Source organism: Paenibacillus sp. FSL P2-0121, from assembly GCF_037975345.1.
In the GTDB taxonomy this organism is placed as follows: Bacteria; Bacillota; Bacilli; order Paenibacillales; family Paenibacillaceae; genus Paenibacillus_AQ; species Paenibacillus_AQ odorifer.
In genome coordinates this window covers 1,146,527-1,161,146 of sequence record NZ_CP150245.1, presented here as the reverse complement: position 1 = coordinate 1,161,146, position 14,620 = coordinate 1,146,527, and the positions used below count along the sequence as shown (strand labels likewise).

Sequence of the window (14,620 nt, the reverse complement as noted above, 5' to 3'; positions counted from 1 at the left end):
TATGGTTAAATAGACCCATTATTTTATGAAAAAAAGTAATAGTGTGATAGAACTTTTTTACTATGTTACCACATTTTATATTACAATTCTTCTGATTATTTTCCGCCGAACCCGCTGACAAAACAAATTTATGTATAGGTCTTTTTTCGTCAATATGCATCTTCTAGTTGTATGTCCTATATCAATTTCCAGTAGCAGTTTTCCCCCGCTTCTGATACTCGAATCCAATCTGTTTATACAACATTTCGGCCTCTTTAAGTAGTAAAGGATCTCCAGAACGCACGGCTAGTAATAGTAATTTATCTGCGTGACGGCAAAGCATTTCATGAGCTTGACTATGTTGTCCTTCATTTTGCAACGTGGTTGCCTCCTCAATCGTTTCAGCTGTTTTTAACAATTCCAGATGTTTCTCTACGTGAAAGCAGCAGGTTTCACTCAGAACCTGAGTATGATGGGTGTATTCTAGCTCAAGAACCTTTACTGGAAGCTCTTGAACACGCTCTACGGTTGGCTTTTTATATTTCCACTGTAAGGAAAGAGCTTCATATCTACCTGCAATAGTAGTAGAGATATTGAATTCCAAAGCAATAAACTTTCGTTGCCCCGTTTTTATTTTGCCAAGCTTAAGAAGTAGCGATCTGCCTTCACCGACTTCAAACTCACACCCATACGAACGCTTAAAAGTTACATGGGGTTCAAGCCAAACCCGCAGCTCAATTTCACGCGCAACCACTTTATAACTGCTGGGTCGGCTGTGCTCTGCAGGTATACTCCCTTTCCATTCGACAAGCAAAATAACATTACGATTGCCGCCTGCAAAAATACGATTTTGACTCCATGTGAATACGGGATGAATACTTTCTATCATTATTTCCACCTCTTTCTTTTTTTGGGTCTTCTATTAATGTACCAATAATGGCGGACAACTCCATGTCATGGAATGTATGTTCGGTTCTATATTATCGACAAAAAAAGAGTCATTCTACATGCTTAGTAGACTGACTCTTGTAAAAACAACTCCTTTTGTCTATTTATGACGAAAATTTTATGTTTTTTTCTCATCGACTCCCTAATTTAGTCTGCATTCGCTCTCGCTTGAAAAATAGTCCCAGTGCCCATTTGGCACACAACAGAGAAAATATAAAAAACAATGTGGCCCAAAATATAGCGGGTATAGGAGTCATTCTTGCCAGATTGCTGGCATCTCCTGCACGGGACGGTGATACAGCAGCCGCGTATACCAGAAATAAACTTCCCATTACAGACTCCTCCAAGGTTAAAAAGGCCAATAACAAATAATAATATTTGCTGGCCTTCTTCCAAACCACCAGCATTAGAATATTTAACGCAATAAATCCGCCCAACCACATCATGCCAAAGCTTCCTCGCACGTATAGCAGGAGCATAATCAACGCCACACCCGTAGCTAAGATAAGGCCCCAATCATGGCGTCCCTTACTGTATAAATAGAAGAGCAGAAGTGCAAATAAGGAGGCTAGCAAATAACCCGAGAGGGAAACTAATATTGCCTTGCCCCCTTCTTGAATAGCTGAATAGGTTACACCGCTATGATCTGCGTATAATTCAATCCTCAGCACACTACCCGACAGTAGTAAGGTCATCAGAGCATGACCAAATTCATGAATCATCGTGTCTAAATTCCGAAACAAAGATGAAAATGGGATCAATCTAGTCAAAAAAGCAGATCCGATCAGAAGCAATATTGTTTTAAGCCATTTGTTCAATCGACAGCAGCCCCTTTCGTCCAAAGTATACGATAAATAGTACCTCTTCTCAATCGAGATAATCACGGACTGATCGTGTTTAATAATGAGTAAACGAAAACCTTAAGGAGGTAAAAATTACTTTCATTATAAGCATTACCAGTCCCATGGCGTACGCTGTCAGAAGCTGTCAAGCTGTGTTAAAATAAAAGAACTACAAGCCTAAATTGGGTGGTGATTATATAGATGAAGCAACATAAATCCCGAGCATATCTACAGCTGTTATATTCGCTCCTGTTCTTGCTGACGCTTACTGTATGCCTGCCAGCTCCTGTAGCAAAAGCTAATATATTCAGTGATATCTATAATGGAGTTAAAAATTTCTCCGAGCTGCCAAACGAAGTGAATGAATTAAAGGAAGGTTTTCAGCAAACCGCTGAAGAGCTTCAGCAGGCAAAGGATAAGCTCGCGAATACCACGCAGGAGATAGAAGCTTACCGGATACAGAACGAAAGCCTACAAGAGCAGAATCGCCAACTAACGCAGATGGTTGATGAATTAAAAAATGACCGGACGGCACGTGAAGAATATTATCATAAAATCAAAGTGACTATTTTTACAGGGATTGGACTAATCCTAGGTTATTTTATACTGATCCGTTTTATTCGTTTCAGCATGCTTTACCGTTCGCGAAAAGGCGACCGTCTGCGTTAGTCTTACGTATTCATTGAAGATCACAGTCACAGCATGAGGGAGATGAACTATGAACATCGATATCCAAGATGAAAGCGACAGTGGAAGCGGACAAGCCGTAGCCTTCTCCCTTGAGGAGAAGGAAGAGGTTCATGTACTCCATCCACAACAAATTATCGCTTATCAAGGTCCTTCCTCAGGACGAGCGGACAGATTTATGGATGTGAAGGGCATATACCGCAAGCGAAAGTTGATTCGTTCCGATATGGCAGGTCCTTGCCATTTCGTCGCCGCCCTTCCACCAGGCTATCGCATAAAAATCCTGCAGCTCGATGGCAAAAGCGATCTGCTGTACGACTTTAAGCATCTCTTCTTCTACAGTATAGGTATTTCACTGGAGACCCGAGTGCTAAGCATGAAGAATGTGCTCGTTACACGGGACATTGTAAAAGTGAAATTCTCGGGCAATGGCATGATTGGCATACTGACGGAGGGTACGGTCTGTGAAGCTGTACTGCACCCGACCAACCCCCTTTATGTCGATGCAGGCAGCATTATTGCCTACCCTGAGAATGCCAAGCTGGAGCTCACCGTTTACGGCAACCATTTGGCTAGCCAGCATATGAGCTATCACTGGAAGATGACAGGTCACGGGCCTGTGCTGTTTCAGGCAGGACGTCAGAACCGCCGATTCGAAAGAGATAACAACGATGATGGAATTGTTAAACGATTTCTACGCGAGGTAGTTCCCTTCGGGGGTGTGTTTATTAAATAGTTGTGTTCAGTAGTAAAACAACAAAACAAAGAGCGCCATGCGTATCCTATACGCAGGCGCTCTTTGTGGTTCTATCCTTTATAAGAATGTTGTCTTAGGCGATAAAAGCATTCAACATCCAAGCATGTTTCTCAATGCTGCTTCTAATACCAATCAGCAGATCCGCAGTGGGTTGATCAGCCAGTTCTTCTGCAGTAGCAATCGCAGCCTGCAGTTCTTTAGAAACAGTTGTAAAGTCTCTAACCAGCTCCATTACCATACCCTTGGCATCTTCGCCGCCACGAGCTTCCTGTAAATCGGAAAGCTCCAGATATTGTTTCATAGAGGAGGCAGGTTGTCCACCAATAGCAAGCAGGCGCTCAGCCAAATCATCTGCATAACCAGCAGCTTCATTGTAGAGTTCTTCAAACTTCTCATGCAACGTGAAGAATTGGGATCCGCTAACATACCAGTGATAATGATGAAGCTTTACCCCAAGCAGGAACCAGTTCGCGGTCTGGCGGTTCAAAGCAGCGTGCAGTTCAGTTTGGCTCTTTAGTTGTGTACTCATTAATAAAACCTCCTATGGTTAATTTATTATATTGTATTTAGACTCGTTCTAAATCTATATACAATTTAACACATCCTTTTGCTTTTTGCAACCACTCTGAAGATTTGCATGTTGCCGATTCTAGCATAACTTTTGTTATAACGCCTATTATCTCTGTCACACTCTGGATAACGTCCTCTTTCTAGACTTAAATCAAAGATATATTTTCCTCCGCCGTCTTCCCTTTCTGACTCCGGAAAAAAGCCCTCATCTCATCGCGTTTGCTCTTTGGACTTAAGACATATACAGTATCCCCTGGATCAATGACGGTACTGCCATGGGGGGTGACAATGCTTTTATTCCGGATAATAGCAGTAAATAAGATATCATCTGGCAGTCCGATATCGGAGATTTTCTGCCCGGCAATGGGCATGTAAGGTTCAATTCCTATGTGGTTGAACTCGGAATCCGTCTTGCCAAGGGCGACCAGCTCCATCAGTGATGGCTGTGCTGAATCCTCTTGCCCCACCAGCTTCAACCGGGAAGCCAGCGGTGAAATGCTTGTTCCTTGAATCACTGCTGAGGTCAGCACGACGAAGAATACCACATTGAAGAACAGTCGGCCGTGGGGAAGATTAGCTAGCAGCGGATAGGTTGCCAGCACAATTGGAACGGCTCCGCGCAGGCCGGCCCAAGAAATTAGTGTTTTTTCACGAATAGAGAATCTGGAAAAGAGCAAGCTTATAAACACTCCTATTGGCCTTGCCACAACCATCAGAATGACGGACAGCAATATACCTTGCCAAGCCACCTCTGCCAGCTCCTGTGGAAATACCAGTAGACCCAGCAATATAAACATAAATATTTGCATCATCCAAGCAAAGCCATGACTAAAATTCATAATGGTTCGATGATACATCAGCTCGGAATTGCCAAGGGTAAGACCCATTACATAGACAGCCAGCAAGCCGCTGCTATGAACGAGTGCAGATAAGCCGTAGGTTAGGACAGCAAATCCAATTGCCAATACCGGGTAAAGTCCCGTAGAATCCAGGTTAATTCGATTGATAAGATATACTGCGACTTTACCAAGTACAATCCCTATCACCAAACCAACTGCCATCTCCCATATAAAGGACAGCACAAGTCCCCATATCGCCATATCCGGATGCTGAATCCATTCGATCAGCGATACTGTCAAAAATACCGCCATAGGATCGTTGCTGCCTGATTCCGCTTCGAGTGTCGAGGTCAGTCGTTTGTCAATATTCTTACCGCCTAATACCGAAAAGACCGCAGCAGCATCAGTCGAACCCACGATAGCTCCGAACAGAAAACTTTCTGCCCATGACACCTCAAGAATCAGCTTAGCGAACACCCCAACGATAGCTGTCGTTAACAATACGCCTACCGTGGATAAGGATAATGCCGGCCGAATAATAGGCTTGATATCCTTAATACTGGTCTGCATCCCACCTTCGAACAAGATAACAACCAGCGCAAAAATCCCAGCCATTTGTGTTAAGGAAGCATTGTTAAAAAAGATAAATTGACTCAGTACCATCCCCGCAGCAAGGAAAAGCACTAGAGCTGGCATTCCAAATTTAGTGGAGAATTTGGTGGAAAACACACCTACAAGTAAGAGAGCTGCCAGCAATAATATGATATTATCTGCAAGTTGGGTCACCGTTTATTCACTTCCCTTTCGCTTCTAGCTTAAAATATAAGCTTCCTTATTTATGTACGTTATTACCCTTATCCACCTCCTTTTGAGACATTGAATAATATAAGCAGGATTGAAGATTTCATCCGCTGGGGCTTATACTTAAAATAATTCCTTTCTACCCTACTCGTATTTACATATAAGGAGGCTGACTGTATATGCAATTGAGATTAATTAAACCTGCGGAGCTGGAGCAAGCCGCTCTTCTAGCCCATTCCATCTTTCGTAAAGCTGGCGACACTTCTATGAAAGAGCTGTTTCCGCTGATTTTTAGCCCTGGTTACACTCACTCTTATGCAGCCGTTGCCGAGGACGGTAACATCGCTGCTTTTATGGGATTGGTGCCCTCCACGATCTGCACTGGAGAAGCTTTCCTGAACGTGTTCTCCATCGGCGCGGTTTGCACAGATCCTGCTTATCGCGGCCAAGGACTAGCCGGTCAGCTTCTACAGCTATGCCAGACCCATGCTGCGAATGCCGGCGCATCGCTTATCTTTGTCTCGGGTGACCGCTCGCTGTATACCCGAGCGGGATGCGTACCGTTCGGCGGTACGCAATTGGCCGAGCTGAACGCAAGCTCGGCTCACGCACTTGCTGCCGCAGCAGGGGAAGAATGGACGCTGCGGCCCATGCAGCCGGGCGACTTCTTCGCCGTCAACCGGCTGCTGAATGAACGCGAAGCCGGACAGGTGTACAGTCCGGGTGAGCTGGCGCTGCTGCTGGGTGCCGAGGCTTACGCGGGTGTGCTGGGCTTGTCCCAGCGCACACTCGTAGCCGTGCGGAACGGCAGCATCGAGGGGTTCGCCGCGATGGCTGTGCCCGCGGCGGATGTGCCGGCGCCGAGCCCAGCGACGGCGGTGGAATGGGCCGGCCAGCCGCAAGCGGTAGCGGCGTTGCTGGCCAAGGCGGCTCTGTGCGGCGGCGTTGGCACGCTGCAAGTGCCTGTGCCGTGGCAGGAGCGCAGCCTGCTCGCGCTTCTGCGGGACGCCGGCGCCTCCTTAAGCGCCGGCGCGAACAGCGGGACGGTCTGCATCGCAGACCGGGAAGCGCTTTTGCGGCAGACGGAAGTATGCCGCAAGCGTAGCCTCGACTTGTCGTCTGTGGACGACAAGGAGCTGATCTCGCTGCTGTTTGATCCAGCGAGCCCGCTTCGCACCTCTGATTCCTCAGGGGAATCTGAGGCAATCCCTTTACCTTATATGTCAGGCCTCCATTTTATTTAAAGCACAAAAATAACCTCAGCGGGAGAATGATACCGCTGAGGTTATTTAGTATGCTCTATTAACAGTTATATAAATTCAAATAATTGCTTATTCTCTGGAGTACACCTGTAGCTCTTGAATAGACCAATAATTCCCGCCGGCTCCGTTCTGTACAATTTTGACATACCTCGTCTTCACTTTAGAAAAGGATATCTTAGTAAGCTCTTTCGTACCTTTTCCAGACGTGAGTTTTTTCCAGTTTTGAGCATCGTCAGAAATATAGACTACATAGTCTCTTGGATAATCAAACGGTGATAACGTGCTATCCAAATCTATTCTTTCAATTTCATGTGCTTCACCCAGATCAATCTGAAAATACTCTCCGGATACCTGATGTTTTCCCGTATCCCAGCGCGTGCGCCGATCCCCATCGATAGCCAGACTAGGAGCTGATGCTGCCGTATTCACATTTGAGGATACCTTCCATTTAGTACGATCCAGAGGAACCAGTCCGGTGGCTGTAATCTGAACTTTATCGGACAGTAAATTAGAGCCGGATACCCTTACCGCGTAGGTATATAACGTCCCTTCACGTAAATTATGATCCGTATATTCTGTAAGCTTCACATCGGTGGCCACCACCTTCATTTCCCCGCCGCTACCTTCAGCGCGAAGCAGCTCATAGCTTGCTCCTGGTGCCTCCAACCAATTTAATTTTACAGCTAAACCTTTTGTTGCTGCGGCTTTGAATCCTTTAGGTGCCGACGGCTTTACTTCAGAGGAAGGCTGCAAAATATACTGCACAGCCTCTCCTGGAGCAAGGGTCTCCGTAAAGGTTAACGTAGGAGTAGCCTTTTTACCTGTTACATAACTTCTTGCTTTTTCATACGTATCCCCGTTTCCAAAACGTTCCCCTTCATACACCCCGTTTTTCGGCATAGTCACATTTACACTCACAGTTTGTGGAGTTGACTCAAAGTTAACGAAATTAACCAGCACCTTATTTGAGGTCGCTCCGCTTCCCGCAAGAGGCTTCAATGTAGAAGTATCCACGGCCCGAACATATACCAGCTTGTCGGCTAACACATCTTTGTTGGCAATTTGATAAGTTAGCGGAGCTCCATGTGTAGCATAGGCAAGACTGAGCCTTCTCATGATGCTGACACGTGAATCCTCATTTTCTTTTGTATAATAAATCTCTGTGGTCGCCGGATCATGCTCTTCTAAATTAAACCCGTATTTGAATAAACTGAAATCCTTAAAAAAAGCAGCATGCTGCACAAACATATCCGCATAACCAATATGTGCACGCATGATCCGGTCGAATACAGCCGCTGTCCGCTCCGTTGCCCCGTATTGATAGGCATCCACATGACTGTCCGAGGTACCAAATTCAGTGGTCAGCATTTTTTTGCCGAGTCCATTGTCTGAGCCAGTGAAGGTCTTCAAATTCTCAGTAAAGCTTCCTCCATTACTAAAAATATAAGAGTCGCCGTAGGAATGTCCATTGGTCAAATCCGTAACCTTCTCCAGCTCCATACGTTGCTCTGGATCACGTTCCCAGCCATCCGGATCTCCACATTCCTTCCCAGTTCCCTTCTGATTACCGCAGGAATCCTCACTGTAGCTCGGCCAATATGCCCAGCCCGGAGCAACAGTTTGTAAATGGGGCGCGATTTGCTTGCCCTTTTTATTCAGCCAGTCCGCAATCGCCAGGTTCACTGCCTTAGAACGATTGAATAATCCCGGCTCATTATCTACCTCATAATATTGAAAATAGGGGCTATATTGCTCAAAATAATCTGTCAGCTTTTTCTCCGCGTCAGCAGGCAACGATCCATCTGCCTTAAGCTTAATATCACCAGTATGCAAATACAAAGCAACCGCCTGCATGTTGTAATCCTGCAATACCTTGTAATATTCCATCATATCCGAGCAGGATCTCCCGACATCACTGGCACAGCTAGTACGCATCACATTCCCGCTATAAGCCATCCCTAGCCATTTGATAACATAAGGCAAGTGCGTAACTGCACCTTCATCGAAATAAAATTGTTTATTATTCACTACTGTTCCCGTCAGTGTATAGCTGCCATGGATAGGCTCAGAAATTGGAGCGTTAAGAGATTCTAAACGGAGATTATCCCAAGTCCACCAGGAATATTCGTCTTCTTTGTCACTGCAATATAAACAGCGAACCGTTTGCAGCTTCAATTCATTCGTTCCTATCTTTAATTGCTCCTTGGGAATATATAATTCATAGGTCTTTTGAAAGTTATATTCGCTTTCTGTGCCAGCAACGCCCGCAATTTGAATGATCCCCGACAATTGATGATTGGAGAACACACTCATTTGCGGCACGGATTTATAAGCATCCAGAATACCTACGCTAAATAAGACCCCATTCTCCGGGATCTTATTTAGCTGATAGGTGATTGTTAATTCCGGCTGGGTCTTTCCATTCAAGCCTGCAGGCAAGCTCTGCAGAGCCGATGATTTGAGCACCGAAGAAGTAACATTAAATTCCTTCTTGCTGCCAGAAGTGCCACTCGCAGCGAATTCAGCTGCTGAGCCATCATGTTGTCCCAGATTCCAGATCACAGTACCATCCGGTATTTCTGCTGCAGCATCAGTTCCTGCAGATAGTCTCGGTATATTGGCACCTACCTTATAATCGTTTGTCCTATTTGTTCCGAAGACAGAGACAGACAACAGAAACAAGACGGTTAATGCGGCGAATTTTAGTAATAACAGTAATGGTTTGTTTGCAGATATCTTATTTTTTCTATTAGATATTCTCCTCGTTATTCCCATCCATAGGTCCTCTCTTTCTTCCGGAATGTCTTACCCTATCATTTCATTAGATTAAGGAAGGAACAATGCCCCTTGTGGAATTACCTGCTGCTTCTGGCTGGAACTCTCCCATAGCAAACGAAGATTGGCATCTCCTTCATTCTCATAATATTCAATTTGGATATCATAAAGCGTTCCGGCTGTGAGCGGGATACTTCCTTTATGAAGGGTTGCACTTTGATTTTTCCAATTGTCGATGATCAGCTTTCCGTCAATCCAGACACGGACTCCATCATCAGAGGATGCCGAAATCGTATATTTTTCACTGAATTTAGGTTTGAGTTTCCCTTTCCAGCGTACAGAAAAGTGATCTTCATTTATCTCTGAGGCAGGGGACCCACCATGCCAATTAAAATCAATCTTACGGTCATTGCGGATAAGTACCGCTTCTCCCTCTAAATCAGTATTGTTATAGTATTCTCCAGTTAAACCCGTTAGGGTTACCGGAGTTACGGGTGCTATCGAAGGACCTCCTGTTGTGAGAACATAGTCCTCTCTCGATACTATAAATGAGTCTTTCATAAAGCTTTTAATTGACTGTAGCGTATTATTTTCTGTCAGTAATTTTCCCCAGGTCATCATATAGACCCATTTATTTTGTTTCTCAGTTAATACATCCGGGTTCGGCAATTGCCCACTCTCCCCGATTCCGATAGGTTTACCCTCGGCCAATGAGAGCAGATCCTCATAGTAGGACTGTTTATAATCGTTATTGTAGATATCCGCAGCCAGAACATCGAGTTTATCCCCACCGGGATAATATGCAGCATATGGATCTGACCATTCATTCGGTGCATTCGGATTCCACACCCACAGTAGATTATTTAGCTTGTGTGTGTTTACAAAACGATCATAGACAATACTCCACAGCTCTGAAAAATTGTCCTTTTTCCCCCACCAAAACCAACCACCATTCATTTCATGGTAAGGTCGCCATAAGACCGGCACTCCGGCATCACGCAGCTGACCCAAATATCCAGCAACCTCGTCTAGATCTGAAATTAGCCTCTTATACTGAGCTGTCCCAGGTGTAACATAAGCATTAAATTTCTCTTGACTGAGACTTCTGTTTACATTGGACCATTCTGGTGAGGTTCCCGGTAAGCTCTGATGGAAGGTCATGGCTACAATGCCACCCTCTTGATGCCATTCAATTGCACTGTCTATAACAGCTTGCCGCTGTTCTGCGATCGTCCCTTCGGATTGATTATTAATCGCCCCTAATTCATAACCATGTAGAACGGCATTTTGTCCCGAAGTATTCTTCAGCTTATGAACCAGTTCATCTGGACTTTCTAGATAATCATGCTGGCCGGACAAGATCCCTTTGCCACGTAGATTCACCAAATTACTCAGCAGTTGCTTGGCTTCTTCAGAAGCCGAAGGATTGCTTGGTATAGCCGGAGGTAGAGAGGAAGAAACACTCATAGCCTTCGGAAGACTTTTAACCTCTCCCCAAGGCAGCAAGGAAAAAATAATAAACACCGGTAACATAGTAAACAACAATCTGTTTTTCTTATAATATTTACGCAAATAAATCCTCCTTTCGGTAGCTGTACTGCCTCCACAGGTGTTAAAAACATACCTGTTATCGGACAATCGTCTTCTGACCTAATGAGGACTATAGCTTAGTAGCTCTGCAATAACGCAGAGCCACTAAGGATCGACCTTTAATTTTCATCAATCAGGAGACATCCGGAAGAAAAAGTGCACTTGCTGGAACTGTCTCTTTAGCTTGACTAGCACTTTCCCACATCAAGCGGACTCTCGCATCGCCTTCATTCTCGTAATACTCCACCTTGATATCATATAGCTGGCCAGCCTTCAGCGTTATAATGCCCTTACGCTCAGTACCACTTTGCTTAGTCCAACTATCAATCACGGATTCCCCATTCACCCAGACACGGATACCATCATCTGAGGTAGTGTAAAATGTATATTGCTCATTATATAATGACTTAATTTTACCGCTCCAACGTATGGAGAACCGATCAATCCCGAGGGCGGCATCCGGCGAGCCTTGCCGCCAATTGAAATCGATTATTGCATCAGTTCTGTTAAGAGCTGCTGCTCCCGACAATTGCATGTTGTTGTAATACTCTCCTGCAAGCCCCTTCGCGAGAGGAATTGCTGCCTCCCCCTCTTCTTCAGAAGGTGCCGGCGCTGGTGCGGCGCTAGGTGTCGGTGACAGACCAGTATTTAATTTATCTCTGGTCAGGGTATAGTTGCTATTCATAAATGTTTTGATTGTGTCTGCACTGTTATTCTCGTAAAGCATTTTTCCCCAGCTCATCATATACGTCCATTTACTTTGCGATTGCTGAAGCTTCTCCAGATTAGGCATTTCACCATTTTCCCCGATCGCAATCGGTTTGCCTGCGGCTAGACTCAATAAGCTGTCATAGTATTTTTGCTGGTAATCATTTTCGTATATATCTGCTGCCAGAATATCTACTTTATCAGCACCTGGATAAGTTAGCGCATAAGGATCTGACCAAACATTGGGAGCATTCGGACTCCATACCCATAACAAATTATTTAATTTATGAACGTTAACAAAACGGTCATACATAATATTCCATAGTTTAGAAAAGTTATTTTTCTTCCCCCACCAGAACCAGTTCCCGTTCATTTCATGATAGGGTCTCCAAAGCACCGGAACGTTGGCATCGCGCAAGCTTTTTAAAGAGACGGCCACCTTATCAAGCTCAGCGATCAGATTGTTATATTGCTTGGTACCCGGTGTAACGTAACTATCGAACTCACTCTGGCTAAGTGTTTTTTTCACATTATCCCAGTCATAAGAGGTGCCCGGCAGGTTAGCATGAAAAGTCATAGCTACGATCCCGCCCGCTTTATTCCAGTTGATGGCGCTGTTCACCACATTTTGACGTTGCCAAGCCATCGTTGCTTCGGACTGGCCACTGATCGCACCCATTTCATAACCGTGAAGAGCCGCATATTGTCCGCTGGTTCCCTTCAGCATATTGTTAATTTCATCTGGACTTTCTAAATAGTCATGTTGACCGGCAATAATACCTTTTCCTGAGATCGAGTAAAAATAGTTAAGCAGCTTTACGGCTTCAGGTGAGGCACCTGGGGTAACTGGCGTTCCAGAATTTGAAGCAGCTATGACAACAGACGGCGAAATTCCAACAGCAAGCGGAAGTGCAGTCAGAAACAGGACGAGTGACAGAAATGCACCAAACAATCGATACGTACGGTAAGCTTTCAAAATAATCTCCCTTTCGGTAGCCAGGCTGCCACTCTTTCGAAGGCCCTATAGCTTTGCGTCCCTACCTTTCGATAGGTTTGCCTTTTCAATTTAAGAGAAATAATCTCTCTTACCGTAAGTATCGACGACAATTAATGATATATTTAGTGTTTTTATGACTTTTTTTGATAATTGAGTCAATTTACCTGTTTCAAGAAATTTTGAATTGGTTAAATAGATAGGTTAGACCTATGAAATGAATTGTTGTAGTTCTATATCATTCCAGTCTAAAGTAATACGTATGTTATCTTCTTCTACTAATTCAGACCCCGTCTGTACCTCTATAAACTCAACATCCGTCAAAGCAAGGATCGCGTGCTTCGTTCCTTCCGGTATACGTACCACGTCCCCAGCCTTCACATTATGTTTTTTCTCATTCAGCACAATACTTGCTTCGCCGCTGACGATTGTCCAAATTTCACTACGCTTGCGATGTAATTGATAGCTGATATTATTCCCCTCGGATATAAAAATCCGTTTGGTCAGCACTTCATTGCCTTCATCATATTTCACATAATCAATAACTTTGTAATGACCCCAACGGCGTTCCTCGTACATCGGTCTTTGTTCAAAGGTCTTCAGCACTTCTTTAATCCGTGGGCTCTCAGCTTTATGGGTAACTAGAATCCCATCCGGGCTAGCCGCAATGATCAGATCCTTCGCACCAATTACCGTAATCGGAATGTCCAGCTCATTAATCAAGCAAGTCCCCTCAGAATCCGCCGTCACAAAACCTTTTCCTACATGCTTGCTGCTCATTTCCTCTGTCAGCGTATTCCACGTTCCAAGATCCTTCCAGAATCCATCATACGGCTGCACCACAATATGTTCTTCTTTCTCCACCACTTCATAATCAAAACTGATGGAAGACAATAGCTTATACTGCTTCTGCAATTCTTCATATCCTAAAGGCAACCCTTTACGCTGCAAAATATCTAACAAGTACCCTAAGCGGAAGGCAAACACTCCGCAATTCCACAAGGCATTTTGCTCGATGAGCTGTTCTGCTTGTATGCGGTCAGGTTTCTCTTGAAAGTGACTCACCTTCATAAAACCATTTTCCCCCGCCTCTTCGGTGGTAGGAATAATATATCCGTATTTCTCTGAGGCATGTTCAGGAACAACACCCATTAGAGCCAGATTTGCTCCACTTTCCAGCATGGTCCCCTCAAGCATAGCCATGGTATCGAAAAAAGATGCTTCTACATAAGGGTCAACAGGCAATATTGCTACCGTCTCCGCTGGAGAAACACCTGCCACTGAATAAAGATAGGTAGCTGTTAAGGCGATAGCCGGAAAAGTATCCCGACGCTCCGGTTCAACGATAATCGGCACATGACTTCCCAGCTGGCTTTGTATCATTTCTACTTGGCCACGGCCGGTGGCCAGATAAGATGATTCTGCCATCCCTGCTTCCTCCAGCTGTCTCCAGACACGTTGTACCATGGATTCTGGTTCACCTTGAGGGCTTTCAAGTACCTTTAGAAATTGCTTTGAACGTGAGTCGTTGGACAACGGCCATAACCGTTTACCTGAACCGCCTGATAGAAGTACCATTTTCATAGAATGAACCCTCCTTGAATTATGGAAATCGAGCATATTTGAATTGTTATCAAAACGTCAGCTTCCACTTAGCCTTATTTCGAGCGGATGCACTAAAAAAATTTGTTAGGTAGAAACCACTCCAAGGGATTTTGGACTTCCGATCGCTGTTATCCTCAGATTTCCTGATTGAACCGCTTCTCGCGGTAGAAATCCGAGGATAGCATATGCTTTCGAAGCTAGCTTTCCTACGGAAATCTTTCGGGCGAACACTCCGTTTCTACAGTTCCAAATTCCCTTTCCGT

At 44.7% G+C, this 14,620-nt stretch carries 11 protein-coding genes and 1 riboswitch; of the genes, 3 read left to right on the top strand and 8 right to left on the bottom strand.

The window, feature by feature from the left end:
- Positions 1-181: 181 nt before the first annotated feature.
- Both MKY54_RS04895 and MKY54_RS04890 read right to left on the bottom strand, forming a co-directional pair.
- Positions 182-868 carry a hypothetical protein gene (locus MKY54_RS04895; protein ID WP_076279907.1) on the bottom strand — a complete coding sequence of 229 codons (687 nt, stop codon included), beginning with the start codon at positions 866-868 and terminating at the stop codon, positions 182-184.
- Positions 869-1,058: 190 nt separating this feature from the next.
- On the bottom strand, positions 1,059-1,745 hold the full coding sequence (locus MKY54_RS04890; protein ID WP_076194197.1) for a M50 family metallopeptidase: 687 nt from the start codon (positions 1,743-1,745) through the stop codon (positions 1,059-1,061).
- A 225-nt stretch (positions 1,746-1,970) separates the two neighbouring features.
- Between MKY54_RS04890 and MKY54_RS04885 the strand changes: the two genes are divergently transcribed.
- Together MKY54_RS04885 and MKY54_RS04880 are read left to right on the top strand one after the other, a co-directional pair.
- Positions 1,971-2,438: a hypothetical protein gene (locus MKY54_RS04885; protein ID WP_076129257.1), complete on the top strand. Its 468-nt coding sequence runs from the start codon at positions 1,971-1,973 to the stop codon at positions 2,436-2,438.
- 49 nt (positions 2,439-2,487) lie between these two features.
- Positions 2,488-3,192 carry an AIM24 family protein gene (locus MKY54_RS04880; protein WP_076129258.1) on the top strand — a complete coding sequence of 235 codons (705 nt, stop codon included), beginning with the start codon at positions 2,488-2,490 and terminating at the stop codon, positions 3,190-3,192.
- A gap of 94 nt (positions 3,193-3,286) precedes the next feature.
- Here the strand turns inward: MKY54_RS04880 and MKY54_RS04875 are convergent, their stop codons facing one another.
- A complete protein-coding gene (locus MKY54_RS04875) occupies positions 3,287-3,742 on the bottom strand; it encodes a Dps family protein (RefSeq protein ID WP_036676579.1) in 456 nt (151 codons plus the stop codon).
- 187 nt (positions 3,743-3,929) lie between these two features.
- Positions 3,930-5,408 carry a potassium/proton antiporter gene (locus MKY54_RS04870; protein WP_339189710.1) on the bottom strand — a complete coding sequence of 493 codons (1,479 nt, stop codon included), beginning with the start codon at positions 5,406-5,408 and terminating at the stop codon, positions 3,930-3,932.
- A 194-nt stretch (positions 5,409-5,602) separates the two neighbouring features.
- Between MKY54_RS04870 and MKY54_RS04865 the strand changes: the two genes are divergently transcribed.
- Entirely contained in the window at positions 5,603-6,667 is a 1,065-nt protein-coding gene (locus tag MKY54_RS04865; RefSeq protein ID WP_339189708.1) for a GNAT family N-acetyltransferase, read from the top strand.
- Between the two features lie 87 nt (positions 6,668-6,754).
- Here MKY54_RS04865 and MKY54_RS04860 read toward each other — a convergent pair whose 3' ends face one another.
- From MKY54_RS04860 to MKY54_RS04845, 4 genes are all read right to left on the bottom strand, one after another.
- Positions 6,755-9,460, bottom strand: a complete 2,706-nt coding sequence (locus MKY54_RS04860) for a discoidin domain-containing protein (protein WP_081392562.1) — start codon at positions 9,458-9,460, stop codon at positions 6,755-6,757.
- A gap of 51 nt (positions 9,461-9,511) precedes the next feature.
- Positions 9,512-11,032: a glycosyl hydrolase gene (locus MKY54_RS04855; RefSeq protein ID WP_339189706.1), complete on the bottom strand. Its 1,521-nt coding sequence runs from the start codon at positions 11,030-11,032 to the stop codon at positions 9,512-9,514.
- A 151-nt stretch (positions 11,033-11,183) separates the two neighbouring features.
- Positions 11,184-12,734 carry a glycosyl hydrolase gene (locus tag MKY54_RS04850; protein ID WP_339189704.1) on the bottom strand — a complete coding sequence of 517 codons (1,551 nt, stop codon included), beginning with the start codon at positions 12,732-12,734 and terminating at the stop codon, positions 11,184-11,186.
- Positions 12,735-12,746: 12 nt separating this feature from the next.
- Positions 12,747-12,826, bottom strand: a riboswitch (cyclic di-GMP riboswitch).
- 136 nt (positions 12,827-12,962) lie between these two features.
- Entirely contained in the window at positions 12,963-14,336 is a 1,374-nt protein-coding gene (locus MKY54_RS04845) for a sugar phosphate nucleotidyltransferase (protein ID WP_339189702.1), read from the bottom strand.
- Between the last annotated feature and the right edge of the window lie 284 nt (positions 14,337-14,620).

Coding starts and splice junctions, on each gene's coding strand:
- MKY54_RS04865 (WP_339189708.1), top strand. CDS start 5,603: ATGCAATTGAGATTAATTAAACCTGCGGAGCTGGAGCAAGCCGCTCTT.
- MKY54_RS04895 (WP_076279907.1), bottom strand. CDS start 868: ATGATAGAAAGTATTCATCCCGTATTCACATGGAGTCAAAATCGTATT.
- MKY54_RS04885 (WP_076129257.1), top strand. CDS start 1,971: ATGAAGCAACATAAATCCCGAGCATATCTACAGCTGTTATATTCGCTC.
- MKY54_RS04860 (WP_081392562.1), bottom strand. CDS start 9,460: ATGGGAATAACGAGGAGAATATCTAATAGAAAAAATAAGATATCTGCA.
- MKY54_RS04875 (WP_036676579.1), bottom strand. CDS start 3,742: ATGAGTACACAACTAAAGAGCCAAACTGAACTGCACGCTGCTTTGAAC.
- MKY54_RS04880 (WP_076129258.1), top strand. CDS start 2,488: ATGAACATCGATATCCAAGATGAAAGCGACAGTGGAAGCGGACAAGCC.
- MKY54_RS04845 (WP_339189702.1), bottom strand. CDS start 14,336: ATGAAAATGGTACTTCTATCAGGCGGTTCAGGTAAACGGTTATGGCCG.